The organism is Roseovarius nanhaiticus (genome assembly GCF_900156535.1).
Lineage (GTDB): Bacteria > Pseudomonadota > Alphaproteobacteria > Rhodobacterales > Rhodobacteraceae > Roseovarius > Roseovarius nanhaiticus.
Genome location: NZ_FTNV01000001.1, coordinates 1,080,347 through 1,100,613, shown reverse-complemented (window position 1 = coordinate 1,100,613; position 20,267 = coordinate 1,080,347). Strand labels below are relative to the sequence as shown.

At 62.1% G+C, this 20,267-nt stretch carries 20 protein-coding genes; 9 read left to right on the top strand and 11 right to left on the bottom strand.

The window, feature by feature from the left end; genetic code table 11:
* Positions 1–43 precede the first annotated feature (43 nt).
* Positions 44–1,618, bottom strand: a complete 1,575-nt coding sequence (locus tag BW975_RS05270; protein ID WP_076531613.1) for a lysine--tRNA ligase — start codon at positions 1,616–1,618, stop codon at positions 44–46.
* A gap of 123 nt (positions 1,619–1,741) precedes the next feature.
* On the opposite strand from BW975_RS05270, the gene BW975_RS05265 reads away from it, so the two are divergent.
* From BW975_RS05265 to BW975_RS05255, 3 genes are read left to right on the top strand one after another with little or no spacing between them, the layout of a single operon-like run.
* Positions 1,742–2,167: a tellurite resistance TerB family protein gene (locus BW975_RS05265; protein WP_076531611.1), complete on the top strand. Its 426-nt coding sequence runs from the start codon at positions 1,742–1,744 to the stop codon at positions 2,165–2,167.
* 24 nt (positions 2,168–2,191) lie between these two features.
* On the top strand, positions 2,192–2,428 hold the full coding sequence (locus BW975_RS05260; RefSeq protein WP_076531609.1) for an Lrp/AsnC family transcriptional regulator: 237 nt from the start codon (positions 2,192–2,194) through the stop codon (positions 2,426–2,428).
* 3 nt (positions 2,429–2,431) lie between these two features.
* Positions 2,432–3,838, top strand: a complete 1,407-nt coding sequence (locus BW975_RS05255) for an FAD-binding oxidoreductase (protein ID WP_076531607.1) — start codon at positions 2,432–2,434, stop codon at positions 3,836–3,838.
* 48 nt (positions 3,839–3,886) lie between these two features.
* Here BW975_RS05255 and BW975_RS05250 read toward each other — a convergent pair whose 3' ends face one another.
* The 3 genes from BW975_RS05250 to BW975_RS05240 all read right to left on the bottom strand — a co-directional run bounded on the left by BW975_RS05250 (position 3,887) and on the right by BW975_RS05240 (position 6,555).
* Positions 3,887–4,708 (bottom strand): C40 family peptidase, encoded by an 822-nt coding sequence (locus BW975_RS05250; RefSeq protein ID WP_076531605.1) that lies wholly within the window; start codon positions 4,706–4,708, stop codon positions 3,887–3,889.
* Complete coding sequence (locus tag BW975_RS05245) at positions 4,705–6,120, bottom strand: leucyl aminopeptidase family protein (protein WP_076531603.1); 1,416 nt, start codon at positions 6,118–6,120, stop codon at positions 4,705–4,707. Before BW975_RS05245 ends, BW975_RS05250 begins: the two co-directional genes overlap by 4 nt.
* A gap of 69 nt (positions 6,121–6,189) precedes the next feature.
* Positions 6,190–6,555 (bottom strand): hypothetical protein, encoded by a 366-nt coding sequence (locus BW975_RS05240; protein ID WP_244512513.1) that lies wholly within the window; start codon positions 6,553–6,555, stop codon positions 6,190–6,192.
* A 186-nt stretch (positions 6,556–6,741) separates the two neighbouring features.
* Between BW975_RS05240 and BW975_RS05235 the strand changes: the two genes are divergently transcribed.
* Positions 6,742–7,392, top strand: a complete 651-nt coding sequence (locus BW975_RS05235; protein WP_076531599.1) for a carbonic anhydrase — start codon at positions 6,742–6,744, stop codon at positions 7,390–7,392.
* 51 nt (positions 7,393–7,443) lie between these two features.
* Here BW975_RS05235 and ribD read toward each other — a convergent pair whose 3' ends face one another.
* Positions 7,444–8,553, bottom strand: coding sequence for a bifunctional diaminohydroxyphosphoribosylaminopyrimidine deaminase/5-amino-6-(5-phosphoribosylamino)uracil reductase RibD (gene ribD / locus BW975_RS05230; protein ID WP_335743489.1), 1,110 nt, complete (start codon positions 8,551–8,553; stop codon positions 7,444–7,446).
* 8 nt (positions 8,554–8,561) lie between these two features.
* Positions 8,562–9,056: a transcriptional regulator NrdR gene (nrdR, locus tag BW975_RS05225; RefSeq protein ID WP_076531595.1), complete on the bottom strand. Its 495-nt coding sequence runs from the start codon at positions 9,054–9,056 to the stop codon at positions 8,562–8,564.
* A gap of 184 nt (positions 9,057–9,240) precedes the next feature.
* Here nrdR and BW975_RS05220 point away from each other — a divergent pair, with 184 nt between their 5' ends.
* Together BW975_RS05220 and BW975_RS05215 are read left to right on the top strand one after the other, a co-directional pair.
* Positions 9,241–9,915 carry an SDR family oxidoreductase gene (locus BW975_RS05220; protein WP_076531593.1) on the top strand — a complete coding sequence of 225 codons (675 nt, stop codon included), beginning with the start codon at positions 9,241–9,243 and terminating at the stop codon, positions 9,913–9,915.
* 25 nt (positions 9,916–9,940) lie between these two features.
* Positions 9,941–10,510 carry a 5-formyltetrahydrofolate cyclo-ligase gene (locus BW975_RS05215; protein WP_076531591.1) on the top strand — a complete coding sequence of 190 codons (570 nt, stop codon included), beginning with the start codon at positions 9,941–9,943 and terminating at the stop codon, positions 10,508–10,510.
* A gap of 57 nt (positions 10,511–10,567) precedes the next feature.
* On the opposite strand, the gene BW975_RS05210 is transcribed toward BW975_RS05215, so the two are convergent.
* The 5 genes from BW975_RS05210 to BW975_RS05190 form a co-directional block, all read right to left on the bottom strand.
* Positions 10,568–10,816 carry a hypothetical protein gene (locus BW975_RS05210; RefSeq protein ID WP_076531589.1) on the bottom strand — a complete coding sequence of 83 codons (249 nt, stop codon included), beginning with the start codon at positions 10,814–10,816 and terminating at the stop codon, positions 10,568–10,570.
* Positions 10,817–10,951: 135 nt separating this feature from the next.
* Positions 10,952–12,934 carry an RNA polymerase sigma factor RpoD gene (gene rpoD / locus BW975_RS05205; RefSeq protein WP_076531587.1) on the bottom strand — a complete coding sequence of 661 codons (1,983 nt, stop codon included), beginning with the start codon at positions 12,932–12,934 and terminating at the stop codon, positions 10,952–10,954.
* A gap of 128 nt (positions 12,935–13,062) precedes the next feature.
* On the bottom strand, positions 13,063–15,027 hold the full coding sequence (gene dnaG, locus BW975_RS05200; protein ID WP_076531586.1) for a DNA primase: 1,965 nt from the start codon (positions 15,025–15,027) through the stop codon (positions 13,063–13,065).
* Positions 15,028–15,087: 60 nt separating this feature from the next.
* Positions 15,088–15,399, bottom strand: a complete 312-nt coding sequence (locus BW975_RS05195) for a hypothetical protein (RefSeq protein ID WP_076531584.1) — start codon at positions 15,397–15,399, stop codon at positions 15,088–15,090.
* Positions 15,400–15,604: 205 nt separating this feature from the next.
* A complete protein-coding gene (locus tag BW975_RS05190) occupies positions 15,605–17,035 on the bottom strand; it encodes a Glu/Leu/Phe/Val family dehydrogenase (protein WP_076531582.1) in 1,431 nt (476 codons plus the stop codon).
* Positions 17,036–17,408: 373 nt separating this feature from the next.
* On the opposite strand from BW975_RS05190, the gene BW975_RS05185 reads away from it, so the two are divergent.
* From BW975_RS05185 to BW975_RS05175, 3 genes are read left to right on the top strand one after another with little or no spacing between them, the layout of a single operon-like run.
* Positions 17,409–19,136, top strand: coding sequence for a Tad domain-containing protein (locus BW975_RS05185; RefSeq protein WP_083686985.1), 1,728 nt, complete (start codon positions 17,409–17,411; stop codon positions 19,134–19,136).
* Positions 19,133–19,678 (top strand): TadE/TadG family type IV pilus assembly protein, encoded by a 546-nt coding sequence (locus BW975_RS05180; RefSeq protein ID WP_076531580.1) that lies wholly within the window; start codon positions 19,133–19,135, stop codon positions 19,676–19,678. The genes BW975_RS05185 and BW975_RS05180 overlap by 4 nt, the downstream gene beginning before the upstream one ends.
* 26 nt (positions 19,679–19,704) lie before the next feature.
* Positions 19,705–20,241, top strand: coding sequence for a TadE/TadG family type IV pilus assembly protein (locus BW975_RS05175; protein ID WP_083686984.1), 537 nt, complete (start codon positions 19,705–19,707; stop codon positions 20,239–20,241).
* Positions 20,242–20,267: the final 26 nt, after the last annotated feature.

Here is a 20,267-nt window from a genome sequence, read left to right as displayed (position 1 = left end):
GCCCTGCCCCGTCTCAAGCGCCTTGATCCAGCGCAAGCGGGGTTCAGACGAATTTGCCAGCCAGCGCGTCGTCGATCAACTGGCGTGTCTCATCCACGCCGTAAAGCGCGATGAATCCGCCGAAGCGCGGGCCTTGGGAGGCGCCCAGCAGTACCTCGTAAAGTGCCTTGAACCAATCGCGGAGCGGATCGAAACGGTCCCGGCCCACGCCGTAGACGATGGATTGCAGCGCCTCATCGTCGAGCGGGCCATCATAGGCCGCCAGCTGATCGCGCAGATCCTCCAGCGCCTCGCGCTCCAGATCCGTGGGTGCGCGGAACACTTTGGCCGGCTTCACGAAATCCTCGTAATAGCGCAGCGCATAGCCCACGGCGGCGTCCATATCGGGGTTCGTCTCGGCGCTGGCCTCGGGCGCATAACGCTGGATAAAGCCCCAAAGCTGGCTTTTCTCCTCGGCGCCGGCGACGGAGGCGAGGTTCAAGAGCATCGAGAACGGCACGACCATTTTGCTCTCGGGCACGCCATCGGGGTGGATGTGGAACACCGGATTGTTCGCCTGCTGCGCCGCGTCCTGCGTGGGATAGGCGCGCAGCTGTTGGTGGTATTCGTCCACCGCCTTGGGGATCACGTCGAAATGCATGCGCTTGGCCGTCTTAGGCTTGGCATACATGAAATAGCTGAGCGACTCCGTGGCGGCATAGGTCAGCCATTCGTCGATCGAGATGCCGTTGCCCGACGATTTGCTGATCTTCTGGCCATTCTCGTCGAGGAACAGCTCGTAGGTGAAATGCTCGGGCTTTTTGCCGCCCAGGATCTCGCAGATGCTGTCATAGATCGGCGTATTGGTGCTGTGATCCTTGCCATACATCTCGAAATCGACACCGAGGGCCGCCCAGCGCGCGCCGAAATCGGGCTTCCACTGCAGTTTCACATTGCCGCCCGTCACGGGCAGGGTCATTTCCTCGCCCTCTTCGGTGTCGAAGGTGATCGTGCCGTTCGCGGCATCGACATGCTTCATCGGCACATACATCACACGGCCCGTCTCGGGGTGGATGGGCAGGAAAATCGAATAGGTCTGCTGGCGTTCTTCGCGCAGGGACTTCAGCATGACTTTCATGATCGCGTCATAACGCTCGGCGGCGCGCAGCAGCACGTCATCGAACTGGCCCGAGCGATAGAATTCCGTGGCCGAGATAAACTCGTATTCAAAGCCGAACGTATCCAGAAAACGGCGCAGCATCGCGTTGTTATGCGCGCCAAAGCTGTCATGCGTGCCGAACGGATCGGGCACCGATGTCAGCGGCTTTTGCAGATGCTCGGCCAGTGCCTCGCGGTTGGGCACGTTGCCCGGCACCTTGCGCATCCCGTCCAGATCGTCGGAAAAACAGATCATCCGCGTCGGTATATCGCTGATCACCTCAAAGGCGCGGCGGATCATCGTGGTGCGCAGCACCTCGCCGAATGTGCCGATATGCGGCAGGCCCGAGGGACCATAGCCCGTCTCGAAAAGGACATGGCCCTTTTCCGGGGCGCCCTTCTCGTACCGTTTGAGCAAACGGCGCGCTTCTTCAAAAGGCCAGGCTTTCGAGGTCATCGCAGCGTCACGCAGATCGGACATGGGGGCTCTCCAGAAGTCATGCCGTTGCGCGGGTGCGCGCAAAGGTCCGCCGCTTCCTATTGCCGAGCCGTGCCAAGGTCAATAATCTGCGCGGAGGCGCCCGTAATGACAAAGGATTTTCCGATGACCGATACCGAAACGCATCCACTGAGCGCGCAGGACTGCCTGGTGGCCGTGATGATCGCGGTTTCGGCCTCGGATGAGCGAATTCAAACTGCGGAACTGGTCAAGATCGAAAGCGCCGTCAACAATTTGCCGGTCTTTGGCCGCTACGATGCGGACCGCATCAATATTGTCGCGCAGACGGTGTTTGATCTTTTCTCGGACGAGGATGGGCTTGATGCCCTCTTCGGCCTTATCCGCGTGAGCCTTCCCGAGCGTCTGTTCGAGACGGCATATGCGCTGGCCTGCGACGTGGCCGCCGCCGATGGCGTGCTGGGCGATAGCGAGCTCCGCCTGCTGGAAGAGATCCGCTACGAGCTGAACCTCGACCGGCTGCACGCCGCCGCGATCGAGCGCGGCGCGCGCGCCCGGCACATGAGCCTTTAGGGGCCAAAACAAAGGACTTCCCACATGCGCTGCGTTTTCGTGAACATCCGCTGCAAGCCCGGCACCTCCTACAAGGTGGCCGAGGATATCGCCCTGCGCGAATTTCATTCCGAGCTTTACTCGACCTCTGGACCCTTTGATCTGCTGCTGAAACTCTACATTTCGGACAAGGATGACGTGGGCAAATTCATTAACGAGAACCTGCTGCAAATCCCCAATATCGAGCGGACTGAGACGACCCTGACCTTCAAGGCGTTCTGAGCGATGCTCGAGCGACTGCGCGAAATCGTCGGCACCGCCCATGTGCTGACCGGGGCCGATATGGCGGGCTATGACGCCGACTGGTCGGGTCACAAGCGTGGCACGCCGCTGGCCGTGGTGCGGCCGGGAACGACCCAGGAGGTCGCGGCCATCGTCAAGCTGGCCAACGAGACGGGCACGCCCATCGTGCCGCAGGCTGGCAATACCGGGCTGACCGACGCGACCGAGGCAGGCGGCGCGATCCTCCTGTCAGTGGGCCGCATGAACCGCATCCGCGAGGTCCGCGCCTCAAGCCGGATCGCCATTGTCGAGGCGGGCGCGATCCTCAGCTCGATCCACGATGCAGTGGCCGAGCATGGCCTCATCTTTCCGCTTTATTTCGGCGCGCGCGGCTCGGCCATGATCGGCGGGGCGCTCTCGACCAACGCGGGTGGCTCGAACGTGCTGCGTTACGGCAATACGCGCGATCTGTGTCTGGGGATCGAGGCGGTGATGCCCAATGGCGATATTGTCGATCTGATGCGCCAACTGCATAAGGATAACTCCGGCTACGATCTGCGCCACCTGCTGATCGGCGCCGAGGGCACGCTGGGCATCATCACCGCCGCCGTGCTCAAGCTGCACCCGGCACCCCTTGCCACGGCGACGGCGATGGTCGCCGTGCCGCGCGTCGCCGATGCGCTGGACCTCTTGAACCGGCTGCAACAGGAGACGGGCGGCGCCGTGCAGGCGTTCGAATACATGCCGCGCGCCTATATGGAGACCTATCTGGAGCTGTCGCCCGCGCATCGCGAGCCGTTCGAGGGGCGGCATGATGTGAACATCCTCGTCGAGGTCGGCGCCATTGCGCCGCGCGATGCAACCCCGGATGCCAGCGGCCAGATCCCCATCGCGGCGCATCTGGAGGAGGTGCTGGGCGCGCTTTTCGAGGAGGAGGCCATTCTCGCTGCGGTGGTCGCGCAGAACGAGGCGCAGCGCAGCGAGATGTGGGCGCGTCGCGAGGCGGCAGCCGAGGTCATCACCCTGCACGAGCCCTACGCGGACCGCGACATTGCCGTGCCGGTGGACCGCATGCAGGAATTCGTCGATGCGGTCGCCGCCATTATCGCGCGGCTCGATCCCGGCGCGCGCGACGTGTCGGTCGCGCATCTGGGTGATGGCAACATGCATCTGGGCGTCTTTCCCACGCGCCCCGACGCGGCGCTTTGCACCGAGATCGGCAATGCGGTGGAGGACGCGGCGCTGGCTCTCGGCGGCAGCTTCTCGGCCGAGCACGGGATAGGGCTGAGCAAGCAGCCAAGCATGATCCGTTACAAGAGCCCCACCGCCCTGGCCGCGATGCGCGCGATCAAGGCGGCGCTCGATCCGAACGGAATCATGAATCCGGGCAAGGTTCTGCCCCCGGTCTGAGCGGGTATTTGAGTATTTTTAGAACACTGAAAAAGCGGGGCCGGCCTGTCAGAGGCGCTTGCGTGCCGTGACCGGTCCGCCGCCCTGCTCCGCGATGCGGGTGACGGCGGCCTCCAGCGGCTCGGTGGAGACGCTCATCGAATGGGCGTTCGCATGAAGGATACGGGCCTCGTCGAGCACCCAGGCAACATGGCCTTTCCAGAACAGCAAATCGCCACGCCGCAGGAGCGCATCTTCCGCAAGGTCAGAGCCCAAAACCTCTTCCTGCTGATCGCTGTCGCCGGGACACGCGATGCCGCAGGCACGGCAACCGGCCTGGACAAGGCCGGAGCAGTCGATGCCAAATGCAGAATTGCCTCCCCAAAAGTAGGGCGCGCCTAAATAGATTTCGGCCACCGCGACGGGATCGGTCGCGGCCATGGGCAGCGGGCTGAGATGCTGGAGCGGGATATGACCCAGAGCGGTCTCGGCCCAGTTGTCTTGTGTCTTCGTCACCGCGACGCGGCTGAGATGGCTCAGCGCCATCCGCTCGGGCGATTTGAGGTCGGGCGCGTTATAGCTATGGCTGGCGCGGGCGCTGATCCAGTGGGTCGGCGCGGGACCATCGTGCAGCGCGGCCTCGGGCAGATAGCCCACATAGCCATCCTCGCCCTGCACGAAAGTGTGCCCCTCGTGCAGCTCGTAACAGGTGACGGGCGCGCCCATCAGCCATTGGCGCGTCCGTTTGCCGCCTGGCTTAAGCGAGAGATCGGCGACCGGGATAGCGACCCGGCGCGCGCTGCCCTCGGCAAAACGCGGCGCCTTGACCCGGCCGCGCAAGGACGCGGCCGCGACGCGCTCATTGGCTGGTATGGCGCGCGGGTCGCTCACAGATCCAGCGCCTCCGGCAAGGCTGCAAGCAACGCCCGCGCCCCCATGCCGACGCCCCCTTTGGGCCGGGCGGGCGCAGCGCTGGGGTTCCAGCCGTAGATGTCGAAATGCGCGTATCGCGTGCCGCCCGCAAACCGCCGCAGGAAGAGCGCCGCGGTGATCGAGCCCGCGAAACCGCCAGAGGGCGCATTGTCGAGATCCGCGATGCCGGGCTCGATCATCGCCTCGTAGGGCGCATGAAACGGCATGCGCCACACCGGGTCGGCTGCGCGCGCCGCGCCGCTCTCGATCGCCGCGGCGAGGGCGGCGTCATCGGCATAATAAGGCGCCAGATCCGGGCCGACCGCGACCCGCGCGGCGCCGGTCAGCGTCGCCATCGAGACCATCAGACCCGGCTCGCCCTCGGCCCCCAGCGTCAGTGCATCGGCCAAAACCAGACGCCCCTCGGCGTCGGTGTTGTTGATCTCAACCGTTTTGCCGTTGCGGGCGGTCAGGATATCCCCCGGCCGCATCGCATCGGCGCTGACCGAGTTTTCAACGGCGGGGATCAGCACGCGGAGGCGCAGCGGCAGCTCCAGCGCCATGATCATCTGCGCAAGGCCCAGAACGGTCGCGGCGCCGCCCATGTCCTTTTTCATCAGGCCCATGCTGGAACCGTGTTTGAGGTTGAGGCCCCCGGTATCGAAACATACGCCCTTGCCCACCAGCGTCAGGGTTGGCCCCGTATTGCCCCAGTGCATATCGATCAGGCGCGGCGCCTGCGCGGCAGCGCGCCCGACCGCGTGTATCAGAGGGAGGTTTTGCGCCCGGAGGTCTTCGCCGCGCGTCACTTCCATCTTGGCGTCAAAGCGCTCGGCAAGATCGGCACACGCGCCCTCCAGCGCATCGGGCCCCATGTCGTTGGCGGGCGTATTGATCAAATCTCGCGTCAGGATCTCGCCAGCGGCAACAGCCTCGATCCGGGCGGCATCGACGCCTTCGGGCGAGACGAGGCGCGCCTTGGCGCCCGATTGGGTGCGGTAGCGGCCAAAAGAATAGCCCGCCAGCAGCCAGCCCAGCGCCTCCTCCTCGGCCCGGTCCGCATCCATCCCCTCAAGACGGTAAGTGCCTTCGGGCAAGGCAGCGGCCACTGCGGCAAGGTGAAAGCGGCCGCGCGCCCGCGCATCCGTGGTGCCATATCCAGCCAGCGCCATCACCGGCGCACCCGCCTCCCCCGGCACCAGAAGACTGGCACCCAAGGCCGCCTCGAAGCCCGAGGCCGTCACCCAGGTGCGCACGGCGTCGGGCTGCGCCTGCAGCCACGTCTCCAACGCGCCCGCCTCAATCACATGCAGCGGCAGGGGGTCGGTCACATCGCGCGCGAATGTCAGGTAGGTCTGGGCGTCTGCCTTGGGGCTGGCGTCGGGTGACATGGGGCTGTTGCCTTTCGATCAGGTGCGTTGCGCGCGCAGCCTAACCGCGCCACCGGCGCCTGCAAGCGGTCAAATCGACAGATCCTGCATCTCCCATACCTCGCTGAGGCTGCAATCGCCGATCCGCAGAAGCCGCGAAAGGGTGGCAGCGATGGCCACGTGATCGCACCGGTCGGCGGCGATGGTAACATCCGCGGCCACCCGCGACAGGGCCTGCATGCCGATTTGATCGGCAATGGCGACAAGGCTGCGTGCGGATTTGCGCATATCGCCTGTTCGGCCCTCACGATAGCACCGCTCGGTATGCGAAAGGCGCAGCGCCAACTCCTCAAGCGCGCGGCAGACGACATCCTCGGCCCCCGCCTCACCCAGCTGGGCATAGAGTTCTTCCAGGCGGCTCGCATTCAGGCGCACCACTTCCTTTTGCACTAGCATTGTTACGTCTTTCACGGTCTCACCCCAATTCATGCCTTTGCGCGCAGCGGCCCCACAGCCGCGTCGAGTGGGGCAAAGATGCGCCTCTTTCGTTCCCAAAAGGTTTCGCTCGCCGCATTTTGTCTGTCGAATTAGCCGCGAATACGGTCTATCCCATCAAGGCGACCCCTGACCAAAGGCCCGAAGATGCATCAAGCCCGCCCCCTGCCGCCCTATCTGATCCAGCGCTACCACGGCTGGAGGGCCACCTCCTACACCGAGAATGAAAGCTGGTATCGCACCCTGGCCCAAGAGGGGCAGCACCCGCGCGCCATGCTGATCTCGTGCTGCGACAGCCGCGTGCATGTCACATCGATCTTTGGCGCGGATCAGGGCGAGTTCTTCATCCACCGCAATATCGCCAATCTCGTGCCTCCCTATACGGCGGACGGGCAGCAGCATGGCACCTCCGCCGCGCTGGAATACGCGGTCTGCGCGCTCAAGGTCGCGCATGTGATTGTCATGGGCCATTCCAGCTGTGGGGGCATCAAGGGCTGCGACGACATGTGCTCGGGCCGCGCCCCCGAGCTTGAGGAGCGTACCAGTTTCGTTGGTCGTTGGATGGATATCCTGCGCCCCGGCTACGCGCGCGTGGACGGCATCGAGGACGAGGGCCAGCGCCTGCGCGCCCTTGAAAAGGAGGCCGTCCTCGTCTCACTGGAGAACCTGATCAGCTTTCCTTTCGTCACGGCAGCGATGGAGCGCGGCACGCTGACACTGCACGGGCTCTGGCTGGATATCGGCGAAGGCCGGGTCGAGCAATTCAGCCCCGCAACCCAGGCTTTTGCCCCGATCTGAAGACTGTTCAGTCTTTCATTGTTCCAAAAATACTCATGGCGGGCGGCCGGATCAGCGGCGCCGCCATAGCATCAGCGCGTCGCCGCCGACTGCGCGCATCTCTTCAAGCTGATAGCGCGGGGCAGCGGTCAGATCATCGATGCCCATCTCGGCGATGCCCGCGCGCGCATCCGCGCCAAGGGCAAGCCCTGCGCCAAAGATGGCAAGCCGGTCCGCAAGCTGCGCCTTGAGGAGCGATGCGGCCAGCGCGCCGCCCCCTTCGCAAAAGACGCGCGTCAATCCGGCGGCGCCGAGTGCCTGCAGCGCAGCGCCCATATCAAGGCCAGCGCGGTCGGCCGGACAGGCGATCAAATGCGCACCTCTGCCTTTCCAGGCTGCAATCGCGGCATCCGGGGCGTCCGCGGCATGGATCAGCCAAAGCGGCACATCGCCCGCGCTTCGTGCGAGGGCGCCATCCAGCGGCAGATTGAGATGCCGCGAAACGACGACACGCACGGGCTGTTGCCGCGCGCCGAGGCCGCGCACCGTCAGCATCGGATCATCGGCGCGCACCGTGCCGCCGCCCACCATAACTGCATCATGCCGGGCGCGCATGGCGTGCACCATACGGCGCGCGCCCGGCCCGGTAATCCAGCGCGACTGCCCCGAGGAGGTGGCGATGCGCCCATCGACCGACATGGCGAGTTTAAGTAGAACTTCGGGCCGACCGCGATGGATGCGGCCCAGAAACCCAGCCAGATCGCGCTCGGCCTCGTCGCGCAACGTGCCAATATCGACGGTGATCCCGGCGTGCCGGAGGGCCGCGATGCCCCGGCCCGCGACGCGCGGATCTGGATCACCGCAGGCGATGACGACGCGCGCCACGCCCGAGGCAACAAGGGCATCCGTGCAAGGCGGGGTCAGCCCGTGATGCGCACAAGGCTCAAGCGTGACATAAGCCGTCGCCCCCCGCGCGGCATCGCCCGCGCGTGCCAGCGCCTGAGGCTCGGCATGGGGGCGCCCGCCCGGCTGGGTCCAGCCTCGGCCAACGACGTGGCCCCGAGCCACGATGACGCAGCCGACCGCCGGGTTCGGCCAAGTCTGACCCTGACCGCGCCGGCCCAAGGACAGCGCGGTTCGCATATGCCGGATATCGGCCTGGGAACACTTATCTGGGGCCACCAGGGCGCTCACGCGCCGGGCTTTTCAGCCCCGGTGGTTGTCCCGGTGGCAGCGTCCGGGCGCAATTCGCTCACGAACTTGTCGAAATCGTCAGCCGCCTGGAAATTCTTGTAGACGCTGGCGAAACGCACGTAAGCGACCGTATCGATCCGCGCGAGGCTTTCCATCACGATTTCGCCCACCGTTTTCGACGGAATGTCCGTGTCGCCCATGCTCTCCAGGCGGCGCACGATCCCCGAAATCATCTGCTCGATCCGGTCCGGCTCGACCGGGCGCTTCTGCAAGGCGATGCGAATGGAGCGCTCCAGCTTGTCACGGTCAAAATCCTCGCGGCGGCCATTCGTTTTGACGACGACCAGATCGCGCAACTGCACCCGCTCATAGGTGGTAAAGCGCCCGCCGCAGGCCGGACAGAAGCGGCGCCGCCGGATCGAGACATGCTCTTCCGCCGGGCGTGAATCCTTGACCTGTGTTTCAATATTTCCGCAAAACGGGCAGCGCATTGGCCTGTCCCCTTCTTTTCTCTGCCTCTCGGGATTGGGTCTGACGCCCAATTATCCACAGGCACTATAGGCGAGCCGCAAGGTTTTGGGTAGAGGCGAAATAACGGCCCCAGATGCAGCGGATGGACCTTTTGCGGCGGCCCACGCGTTGGCGCAGCAACGCATTGAAAAAGGAGTTCACACCATGACCGACAAGGTTCTATTCATCACTGGCGCATCTTCGGGCATCGGCGCGCAAACCGCCCGCCAAGCGGCCGAGGCGGGCTGGAAGGTCGCCCTCTTCGCACGCAGCGAGGACAAGCTGAACGATCTGGCAGCCGAGATCGGCGAGAATGCCATCGCCCTGCCAGGCGACGTGACCGAGCTTGGCTCGCTGCAGGATGCCGTTTCAAAAACGGTCGAAACCTTTGGCGGGTTCGGCGCGGTCTTTGCCAACGCGGGCACGGGCCTTGATACGCCCGGCATCGAAAAGGGCGACCCCGAGGAGTGGTCCAAGCTGGTCGACATCAACATCAAGGGCGTTCTGCTGACCCTCAAGGCCAGCTACGCCGCGCTCAAGAAGTCCAAGGGTCATTTGGTGCTGACCGGCTCGGTCGCCGGGCGGGTGCATATCTCGGGATCGGTCTATGGCGCGTCGAAATGGTTTGTCCACGGCCTTGCCGGGAACATGAGCACCGACATGCGCGAATGGGGCGGGCGCTGCACCGTGATCGCACCGGGCATGGTCGACACGCCTTTCTTCGATGAGGCAAAGCCTGACAAGCTGAAGCCGGAAGACATTGCGAATGCTGTGGTTTATGCGATTGACCAGCCCGAGCGCGCGAATATCCAAGAGATGGTCATCATGCCGACGGGCTGATGCGATCACGGCAAGGAGCAGGGTCATGACAGAAATTGGCAGTTCCCAATGGCGGCGCGACATGCGCGCCGACCTTATTGCGCGGCGGCAGGAGATTCCTGTCGCGCAGCGCAACAAGGCCGACGCTAAGCTTGCGCATATGCTTGGCGAGTACATTGGCGATGTGGCAGGCAAGGTCGTTTCGATCTACTGGCCCTTTCGCGGAGAGCCGGATTTACGCACATTCGCAAAGGCGTGCCGACAGCAGGGCGCCGTCATCGCCCTGCCTGTCGTCGTCGAAAAGGCAGCCCCGCTTGCCTTCCGCGAATGGGCTGACGGTATGTCGCTGGATCGCGGGGTATGGAATATCCCGATCCCACCCGCAGATGCGCCGAAAGTCATGCCTGATATCGTCATCGCGCCGGTCGTGGGCGCCGACGCAGACAACTATCGACTGGGATATGGCGGGGGCTTTTTTGACCGTACTTTAGAGCACTTGCGCCAATCAAAAGCGGCCAAGGCAATCGGCGTCGGCTATGCGGAGCAACGGATGGAAACGATCTATCCGCACAAATACGATATCCCGATGGATCATATGATTTTGGTTGATACCTGAGAAATCAAGAACGGCGCGCTAGATTTAGCGCGCCGTTCGTCTGGACCGTGGCGGTTATCAAGCGTCCACGACGCAAACCGATGTCGGCAAATCGTCGTTGCGCATGAAGTTGGGCAATTGGAAACCGGAATCCGTCACAACAGGCTTCTGACGTAGCGTTCTCAGTGTCTGCTCGCATTTCGCCATATCTTTTTCCGCAACACGGATCTCGACGATATCAAGCACCTCTTCATCTGTGCCGTCAAAAGTGGTGGCAAGGCCCGCTACAGGCAGGCAAAGTGCTGCGATCAAGATAAAGCGTTTCATGACGTTCTCCTTCCATCTGGAAAAACAACGCCTTAGCAGCGAATTGGTTCACTCCGAATTGAAGTTAAACTGCAGAAATCTGAGATATTTTGCAGATCATGTCCCGCGCGCCTGGCTCGGCGCGCGGATCATGCATCACTGGTCGAGGAATGAGCGCAGCTTGCGCGAGCGGCTGGGATGCTTGAGCTTGCGCAGCGCCTTGGCCTCGATCTGACGAATACGTTCGCGTGTGACGCTGAACTGCTGACCGACTTCTTCCAGCGTGTGATCGGTGTTCATGCCAATCCCGAAGCGCATCCGCAGCACCCGCTCCTCGCGCGGGGTGAGCGACGACAGAACGCGCGTGGTCGTTTCCTTGAGGTTGTCCTGGATCGCGGAATCGAGGGGCAGAACGGCGTTCTTGTCCTCGATGAAATCGCCAAGTTGGCTGTCTTCCTCGTCGCCGATAGGCGTCTCTAGGCTGATCGGCTCCTTGGCGATCTTCATCACCTTGCGGACCTTCTCCAGCGGCATCTGCAGCTTCTCGGCCAACTCTTCGGGCGTCGGCTCGCGGCCGATTTCGTGCAGCATCTGGCGCCCCGTACGCACCAGCTTGTTGATCGTCTCGATCATGTGGACCGGAATGCGGATCGTGCGCGCCTGGTCCGCGATACTGCGCGTTATGGCCTGACGGATCCACCAGGTCGCATAGGTGCTGAACTTGTAGCCGCGGCGATACTCAAACTTGTCGACGGCCTTCATCAGGCCGATATTGCCCTCCTGGATCAGGTCCAGGAATTGCAGGCCGCGGTTCGTGTATTTCTTGGCGATGGAAATTACGAGACGCAGGTTCGCCTCGACCATTTCCTTCTTGGCCAGCCGAGCTTCCTGCTCGCCCTTCTGGACCTGACCCACGATGCGGCGGAACTCGCTAATATCGAGGCCGACATACTGACCCACCTGCGCCATGTCGGCGCGCAACTCGGACACCTTGTCGTTCGAGCGTTCGATCAGCATTTGCCAGCCGCGACCGGACTTCTGCGCCATGTCGTCCAGCCATGTCGGGTCGAGCTCGCGACCGCGATACTCGTCGATAAATTCGCGGCGGTTGATGCGCGCCTGGTCGGCCAGCTTCACCATGGCGCCATCGATCATCATGATACGCTGGTTGATACCATAAAGCTGGTCGATCAACGCCTCGATCCGATTGTTGTGCAGGTGGAGCGAGTTGACCAAAACGACGATTTCGCTGCGCAGGACCTGATAGGTGTCTTCCTGGTCCGACGAAAACGTTCCGTCCTCGTTCAGCGTGGCAGAAATGCGGCTGTCCTGCATTTCCGCCAATTTCAGATAATCGTCGGCAATGCGGTCCAACGTCTCGAGGACGGAGGGCTTCAGGGCGGCTTCCATGGCCGCAAGGCTCATGTTGGCCTGCTCGTCTTCGTCATCCTCATCGTCATCCGCGGCCGCGATGGGATTGCCGTCTGCGTCCAATTCGGCACTGTCATCCTTGGATGTGCTGGGAGCGCTGGCCACGTTTGCCGCCTCGACCACAGCGTCGCCCTCGCCTTCCAGCTGATTGCCGAAGGTCGTCTCGAGGTCGATCACGTCACGCAAAAGGATGTCTTCGCTGACAAGCTCGTCGCGCCAGATCGTGATCGCCTGGAAGGTCAGCGGGCTTTCGCAAAGGCCGGCGATCATCGTGTTGCGCCCGGCCTCGATGCGCTTGGCGATGGCAATCTCGCCCTCGCGGCTCAACAGCTCGACACTGCCCATCTCGCGCAGATACATGCGCACCGGATCGTCCGTGCGGTCCAGCTTCTCGCCCGTACCGGAGCCAAGCGTGAGCTCGCCCTTGCGGCCCACCTCGGCGACGGCGGTGGTGCGCTGGTCGTCATCCTCAGCCTCGTCATTCTCGATGATGTTGATGCCCATTTCGGACAGCATCGACATGACGTCTTCGATCTGCTCGCTGCTGACCTGATCGGGCGGCAGCACCTTGTTCAGCTGATCGTAGGTAATGAAACCCTTTTCACGCGCCTCCGAGATCATCTTCTTGATGGCTGCCTGACTCATGTCCAAAGACATCTCGGCATCCTGATCGTCTGGCTTTTGATCGTCGGTGTCTTTGGCGGCCATGTAGGTCTCCTCGGTGGCGGGCACGTGATTCGCACGGCACGTATTGTGTTGCGCGAATCATCCCTGCGCAGAAGTGATTCGCAACCTGTTTACTTGGTTTTTCTTACGCGAACCTCACCAAAATCCATTCATCGGCGTGGTTTCGAAAAAGTAATCCTGTCCAGAAGGGCGTCAAATTCCTCGCGCTCGCCACGGTTCAGGCGGGCGCCGTTTTCGGCTACATCGTATTCGGCGCGGTCCTCATGTTCACTGCGCACCGCGCGGTTACGCGCCTCCGCGGCCTGTCCCAACCGCCATGTTACAGCCTCGTCGGCCACACCCATCATGTCCTCGGCGGCGTCGACGATCTCGGCCTGCAGGCCGCGGGTGGCGGCGATCTTGGCCAGCTCCTCTGCCACGGTCATCTGCGCCAGCGACTGGTTGCCGGGGTTCCGCACGGGGGGCGCCAACGCGACATGGGGCAGTGACGCCAGCTTTTCAAGAGCGGCCGCACCCAGCGCCTCGGTTATGGCCCCGTGCAATGCCTCCGGACCCTCGCCGGCGTGCTGCACGATCAGATCGCGCAACTGCGCGTGCTGCGCGTCAAAGCAATCGAGCCGGTCCAGGGCCGTCTCGAACTCTTCCGCGATCGCCGGGGTCGCGATGATGGAGGCCAGGATGACCGCTTCTCGCATGTGATCGTGCTGGCGCGGGTCCGACCGGGCAAGCGGCGAGGATTTGGTGCTGGCGCGCGCCGACATATCGGGCTTGGCCCATCGGCCACCATCTGCGCGGCGCGTTTGGCGGGTGCCGCCATCCGCCCGCTTGCGCGCCGAGAACATCTCCCATTTCAGCTCCTTGATGGCGCTCTCGTAATGGCCCTTGATGGAGGGGTCCCGAATAAGATTGGTCGCAGAAAAGAGCGCCTTGTCGAGGGCGGCGCGGCGCTCGGGGCTGTCAAAATCCCGGCCTTCAGTCTCGCGCTGCCACAAAAGGCGCACCATGGGCTGCGCGGCGTCCAATATCGCTTGCACGGCACCAGCGCCTTGAGCACGCAGGATATCGTCCGGATCCTGCCCCTCCGGCATCAGGGCAAAGCGCAGACTTTTGCCCGCCTCCAACAGCGGCAACGCCAGATCGATCACGCGGCGCGCGGCGGCAAGTCCTGCGCGATCCCCGTCCAGCGCCATGATCGGCTCATCCGCGGCGCGCCACATCAGACCCAGCTGCGCCTCGGTGACGGCCGTGCCCAAAGGCGCCACCGCCGCGCCGAAACCCGCCTGCGACAGCGCGATAACGTCCATGTAGCCTTCGGCAACGATAAGGGGCTGGCCCTTGCCCGCCGCCTCACGCGCGGGACCGTAATTGTAAAGGGTCAGCGATTTGTCAAAGAGCTCGGTCTCGGGCGAGTTGAGATATTTGGCGTTGTCGTTCGGGTCCATCGCCCTCCCGCCAAAGGCGATCACGCGCCCGCGCACATCGTGGATGGGAAACATGATCCGCCCGCGAAAGACATCATAGGGCGTACCGCCCTTTTGCGAGGGCCGTGCAAGGCCGCAGCCAAAGATGAGATCCGCCTTGACCCCTTTGCCAGTCAGATGATCCCAGAGCCCCTGCCACGCCTGAGGCGCAAACCCGATACCGAATTTTTCCTGCGTGGCTTCATCAAGGCCCCGGCGCTCCAGATAAGCGCGTGCGTCGCTGCCCGCGCCAGTCTTGAGCATGAGGCGAAAATGCTGCTGCGCGCTGTGCATCACCTCGGCCAGCTGCGTGCGCCGATCCGCCTTTGCCTGCGCTTGCGGATCGCGCTCGGGGATTTGCATACCCGCCTCGCTCGCAAGGATGCGGATCGCTTCCATGAACTCCACGTTTTCGGTATCGCGCACAAAGCTGATCGCGTCGCCTTTTGCATGGCAACCAAAGCAGTAGTAAAATCCCTTGCGATCATCGACATGAAAGCTGGCGGACTTTTCTTGGTGGAAAGGGCACGGCGCCCACATGTCGCCCTTGCCCGGATTGGACTTGCGATTGTCCCACATGACTTTGCGCCCCACGACTTGCGTCAGGGAGGTGCGCGTTCTCAACTCGTCGAGGAATCCGGGGGGCAGGGCCATGTCCCCAATATGGACCGAGTCGCAGGCCGCGCCAAGATGCGGCGCGGCCTGTGACGGCCGTTAGCCCATCTGAGCAAGGCAGGCGTCGTTGAATGCGCTGGCGGCCTCGTCGGTCAATTGATGCGTGGGCAAAGTATATACCCACTCGACAAGCGGAACCACGGCATCGGCGTATTTCGCCCCTACGTCACCGGCGGCCAGCGCCCGCGCCGCGGTGGATTTGTCCGCGCCATCCACACGCATCTCGACCGCTCCGGCCACGATGCGGGCCGTCGCGGCGCACCCTTCGCTACCTGCGTTCTGCGCCAGCGCGGGCGCGGCGACAAGAAAAGGAATGGCGAAGAGGCTGAATCTGCGTAGGCTGGTCTGCATCTATAAAACTCCTTTTCGGCGGTCTGCGCGCATGTGCGGCGGACCGCCCTGATACTCGTTCCTGGCCGGCGCTGCCGACCCACACTTGATGTAACGCGATGCCGCGCCACCCGGTTTCATCCGCCGCACGGGAGGCGGCGGAGGCCAATTTATATGCGGAAAAAGTTTCCGTGAAATTCCGCGCGCGTTGCCTGTTACATGCCGCTCAAAGGCCGAGCGCGCGATAGCTGGCCGCGACCTTGCCGATCGAGACCAGATAGGCCGCAGTGCGCAAGTCCGTCACATCCTTGCGCTCGTGCCAGACCTCGCGCATCGACTGATAGGCCGCGCGCATCGTGTCATCGAGGCCCGAGCGCACCAATTCGAGTTCCCCGGCGCCGCGCAGGTAACGCTGCTTGAAATCGGGACTGAGCGTCCAGCCGAGCTGCTTGTCGTTGCTGAGGCGCTCCAACTCGTCAACCACCAGCTGGTGGCGCGACTCTTCCTGCCGGCGGCCCATCCGGCCAAAGCGAATGTGGCTGAGATTCTTGACCCATTCGAAATAGGACACCGTCACACCACCCGCGTTGGCATACATGTCCGGTATGATGACGCAGCCCTTTTCGCGCAGGATCTGGTCCGCGCCCGCCGTCACCGGGCCATTCGCTGCCTCGATGATAAGGTTGGCCGAGATGTCAGCGGCGTTCGAAATATTGATAACGCCTTCCATCGCGGCGGGAATCAGGATGTCGCACTCCTTTGCGAGCACTGTGGCGCCGTCGGCCACGTATTCCGCATCTGGGAACCCCTTGACCCCGCCGTGTTTGCCAATCCAGCCACGCACTTCCTCTACGTTGAGGCCCTTGTCGCTGATCAGCGCACCGTCCCGCTCGATGATGGCGGTGATCGCACAGCCATCCTCTTCGGACAGGAACTTGGCCGCGTGATAGCCAACATTGCCGAGGCCTTGCACCACGACGCGCTTGCCATCCAGCTTGCCCGAGAGGTTCGCCGCCTTGATATCCTCGGGGTGGCGAAAGAACTCCTGCAGGGCATACTGCACGCCGCGGCCCGTCGCCTCGGTTCGGCCCTGGATGCCGCCTGCATTGATCGGCTTGCCCGTAACGCAGGCGCGCGCGTTGATGTCGGTGGTGTTCATGCGATGATACTGGTCCGCGATCCACGCCATTTCCCGCTCGCTCGTGCCCATATCGGGGGCCGGGACGTTCTGGCTGGGATTGATCAGGTCACGCTTTATCAATTCGAAGGCGAAGCGGCGCGTGATCCGCTCCAACTCCTGCTCATCCCACTCGCGCGGGTCGATCCGCAGACCGCCTTTGGAGCCACCAAAAGGCGCCTCCACCAAGGCGCATTTGTAGGTCATCAGCGCCGCCAGCGCCTCTACCTCATCCTGGTTAACGCCCATGGCAAAGCGGATGCCGCCCTTGACCGGCTCCATATGCTCGGAGTGGACGCTGCGATAGCCGGTAAATGTATGGATCTGGCCGCGCAGGCGAACACCGAAGCGCACGGTATAGGTCGCGTTGCAGACGCGGATCTTCTCCTCGAGTCCGGGCGGCAGATCCATCAGCGCAACGGCGCGGTTGAACATCAGGTCTACTGACTCACGGAAACTCGGCTCTTTTGCGGCTGTCATCGCTATCCTCCCAGGGCGGGCCTGCGCCCTCTTGCGCCGGGTACCGTCCATGTAAATTGCATTTCGCAAACACATCGTTAATGGCTGCAGAATTTTTGTCCACCCGAACCCGGCGGCACACATCCAGCACGCTCCGACCGGATGTCGACATTGTGGCGCGCTGGCGCGCACCTGGAAACACTGGCGCAAGATCGCGCCGATTGTCGCCAAAATATAGCAATTTTAACTTATTTACTCTGTTTTCGGCCCCAATTCCGCCACAGTGCCGGATCATAAAACTTGCGACGCATTCCGAGTCGGCACCGCCATTTCATGGCTTCGCGAGGTAACCAAAGTGACACGTATAAGCTCCAAGATCAGAACGATCCGGACCATGGCCCGCATTGTGCAGCGCCATAATATCCGCCGCATGGCTGCGGACGAGGATGGCGCAGTCGTGGCCTTCACGCTGTTTTTGCTTGTAATGATGTTGATTGCCGGCGGGGTCGCCGTGGACGTCATGCGCCACGAGATGGAACGCACGAAACTGCAAAACACGCTGGACACGGCCGTGCTGGCCGCGGCGGGCGCGCCCTTCGGGACCAAACCCAAAGCTATCGTGGAAGATTACTTCGCCAAGGCCGAGATGTCGAAGTACCTCGATGAAATCGACGACGATGGCGAGGGCGGGGACGACGACGTCGTGCAGACCCTGAACACCAGCAAGGTCAAGGCGAGCGCCTCGATGAAGCTGGACACCCACCTGATGAAATTGGCGGGCGTCAAGGAATTGTCAGCAGTCGCCGCATCGCAGGCCGAGCGCCGCGTGCCCAAGCTGGAAGTGTCGATGGTATTGGACGTCTCCGGTTCGATGAAGGGCACTCGCCTGACCAATCTGGAGGCCGCCGGCAAGAAATTCGTCACCACCATTCTCAACAGCTCGAACAGGGGCGACGCCGTGATCTCGCTGGTTCCGTTCAGCTGGGACGTGTCGCCGGGCGAGAACATCATTGAGTCACTCGATGTTGATATTCGGCAGGATCATTCCAGTTGCCTCCAGTTCTCGGATAGTGATTTCTCGCAGACCGCCATCAACCCCGATGTGCAGCAACTGCAGCTGATCTACACTTCCGAAGAGCACGATGGCTTTGGCAAGCTCGACGATGAATATCGCACCTGTTTCAACGAACCGAGTTCCGAGATCCTGCCCTATTCGATCAGCGAAACGGACCTGCACAACAAGCTGAAAGCGCTTACCGCGGCCGGAAACACCTCTGCCAATATCGGAATGAAATGGGGCGCGGCCCTGCTCGATCCGGAATTCGAGGATGTCAAAAAAGATTTGAACAAAATCAAGGTGAAGGTTGGCGGGGTCGACGTGCCGGTTGTCGACGATCTGGTGGGCGTCGTTCCCGCACCCTTCAATGAGGCAGAAACCCTGAAAGTCATCGTTCTGATGACAGACGGCCAGAATACCTATTCTAACCAGTTTCCGGAGGACAGCAGCTTTCGCGGTCCAAACTCAATCCTGCACAAGATCACGTGGCAAAAGGAGGTGTTCAAGGATGCCTACTGGAAGCACAACTCTGCCTACAGAGGCTACTCCGAGTGGCAGTGCAACTACTATGACAGTATCATATGCGTCTACGAATCCGTGACCTGGTCGGATTATTACCTCTACGATCCCGAGGATGATTACTACCGCGACCTCGAGCAGGATAAGCGCATTGAGAACTGGGAATTCGCCAATCTTCAAAGCCACGAGGACTTCAAAAGCGTAGAGCAGCTGAGCTGGGAAAAGGCCTGGGGCCTGATGAGCCCGGACTATGTGAACGACACCATCTACTATGCTGATCCTGAAGATGAGTTCGAAAGCGAAACGAACCGCGTGACCGGCACGGAAAAGAACGTCCAGATGCAGAACATCTGCACGGCGATTAAGAATAAGGGTGTCGTGGTCTACACGATCGGCTTCGAGGTATCCAAGAACGGCACGGCTGAAAAACAGCTCAAAAAATGTGCCTCGTCCGAAGCGCATTACTACCCGGCCAAGGGCATCAACATCACCGATGCCTTCAGCTCGATCGCGTCCAACGTGGTGAACCTGAGGTTGACACAATGATACGTTTCATCAAATGCGCGGCGCGGTCCTGCAAGCGCCTTCTGCGCCGCGAGGATGGCAACGCCTCGGTCGAGTTCATCGTGATCGTGCCGCTCTATCTGACGCTGCTGACCATGTCGGTCGAACTGAGCATGATTACCCTGCGCCAGACAATGCTGGAGCGCGGACTGGACATCGCGGTGCGCGATATCCGACTGGGTACCGGGACGAACCCGACCCACGACGCGATCAAGCGGCGCATCTGTGAAGAGGTCTATGTGATCGACGATTGCTTCAATTCGATCAAACTCGAGATGGTGCCGTCGGACATGCGCAACCTCACCACCCTCGGAGGTGAGGCCATGTGCACAGACAAGGAAGAAACTGGCACACCTGTACTCAGCTTTACACCCGGCCAGCAGAACCAGCTGATGTTTCTACGCGCCTGCGCCAAATTCGACCCGCTCTTTCCGACCTGGCAGCTTGCCCGCTCGCTCAAGAAGGACAACAGCGGTCAGGTCGCCATCGTCTCGATGTCCGCCTTTGTTCAGGAGCCACTGTGATGCGCCGTTTAGACATGAGAACATGGTTGACCAGATTTCGCAGCGAAGAGCGCGGATCGGTCATGGTTGAAGCGGTTATTACTTTGCCGCTGCTGATCTGGGCATTGGGTGCGACCTATGAATTCTTCGAGGTCCACCGCTATCAAAGCGCCCGCGACAAGGCGAGCTACACCATTGCCGACATGGTGTCGCGCGAGATGTCGGCCGTCACACCGACCTATCTAAACAACGCCAAGACCGTCTTCGATACGATTGCCAATGACGGCGTGCCCAATTCGATGCGCGTCACCTTGGTCAAATACGACTCAGACGAGAACGTGTATTCGGTCAAGTGGAGCCACGTACGCGGGGCGACCTACCTGCGCGCTCTCACGGACAGCGATGTCAAGACGGCGCATGACAGGCTGCCACAGATGCGCGACGGCGAAGAGCTTGTGGTTGTCGACAGCCTGTCCAAATACGAGCCGATGTTCGATATCGGACTGGGCACGGGGATGAACGTGTCGACCAGTGTGATGGCAATTCCGCGGTTTGCGCCGCAGATCAATTGGTCGGATAGCTAAGCGCAGCCAACCCAATTGGCCTGAGT

Excerpts from the sequence above, each read along its gene's own strand:
- BW975_RS05270 (WP_076531613.1), bottom strand. The coding sequence starts at position 1,618 with ATGTCCGATCTGCGTGACGCTGCGATGACCTCGAAAGCCTGGCCTTTT.
- BW975_RS05265 (WP_076531611.1), top strand. The coding sequence starts at position 1,742 with ATGACCGATACCGAAACGCATCCACTGAGCGCGCAGGACTGCCTGGTG.
- BW975_RS05260 (WP_076531609.1), top strand. The coding sequence starts at position 2,192 with ATGCGCTGCGTTTTCGTGAACATCCGCTGCAAGCCCGGCACCTCCTAC.
- BW975_RS05255 (WP_076531607.1), top strand. The coding sequence starts at position 2,432 with ATGCTCGAGCGACTGCGCGAAATCGTCGGCACCGCCCATGTGCTGACC.
- BW975_RS05245 (WP_076531603.1), bottom strand. The coding sequence starts at position 6,120 with ATGTCACCCGACGCCAGCCCCAAGGCAGACGCCCAGACCTACCTGACA.
- BW975_RS05240 (WP_244512513.1), bottom strand. The coding sequence starts at position 6,555 with ATGCTAGTGCAAAAGGAAGTGGTGCGCCTGAATGCGAGCCGCCTGGAA.
- BW975_RS05235 (WP_076531599.1), top strand. The coding sequence starts at position 6,742 with ATGCATCAAGCCCGCCCCCTGCCGCCCTATCTGATCCAGCGCTACCAC.
- nrdR (WP_076531595.1), bottom strand. The coding sequence starts at position 9,056 with ATGCGCTGCCCGTTTTGCGGAAATATTGAAACACAGGTCAAGGATTCA.
- BW975_RS05220 (WP_076531593.1), top strand. The coding sequence starts at position 9,241 with ATGACCGACAAGGTTCTATTCATCACTGGCGCATCTTCGGGCATCGGC.
- BW975_RS05215 (WP_076531591.1), top strand. The coding sequence starts at position 9,941 with ATGACAGAAATTGGCAGTTCCCAATGGCGGCGCGACATGCGCGCCGAC.
- BW975_RS05210 (WP_076531589.1), bottom strand. The coding sequence starts at position 10,816 with ATGAAACGCTTTATCTTGATCGCAGCACTTTGCCTGCCTGTAGCGGGC.
- rpoD (WP_076531587.1), bottom strand. The coding sequence starts at position 12,934 with ATGGCCGCCAAAGACACCGACGATCAAAAGCCAGACGATCAGGATGCC.
- dnaG (WP_076531586.1), bottom strand. The coding sequence starts at position 15,027 with ATGGCCCTGCCCCCCGGATTCCTCGACGAGTTGAGAACGCGCACCTCC.
- BW975_RS05195 (WP_076531584.1), bottom strand. The coding sequence starts at position 15,399 with ATGCAGACCAGCCTACGCAGATTCAGCCTCTTCGCCATTCCTTTTCTT.
- BW975_RS05190 (WP_076531582.1), bottom strand. The coding sequence starts at position 17,035 with ATGACAGCCGCAAAAGAGCCGAGTTTCCGTGAGTCAGTAGACCTGATG.
- BW975_RS05185 (WP_083686985.1), top strand. The coding sequence starts at position 17,409 with ATGGCCCGCATTGTGCAGCGCCATAATATCCGCCGCATGGCTGCGGAC.
- BW975_RS05180 (WP_076531580.1), top strand. The coding sequence starts at position 19,133 with ATGATACGTTTCATCAAATGCGCGGCGCGGTCCTGCAAGCGCCTTCTG.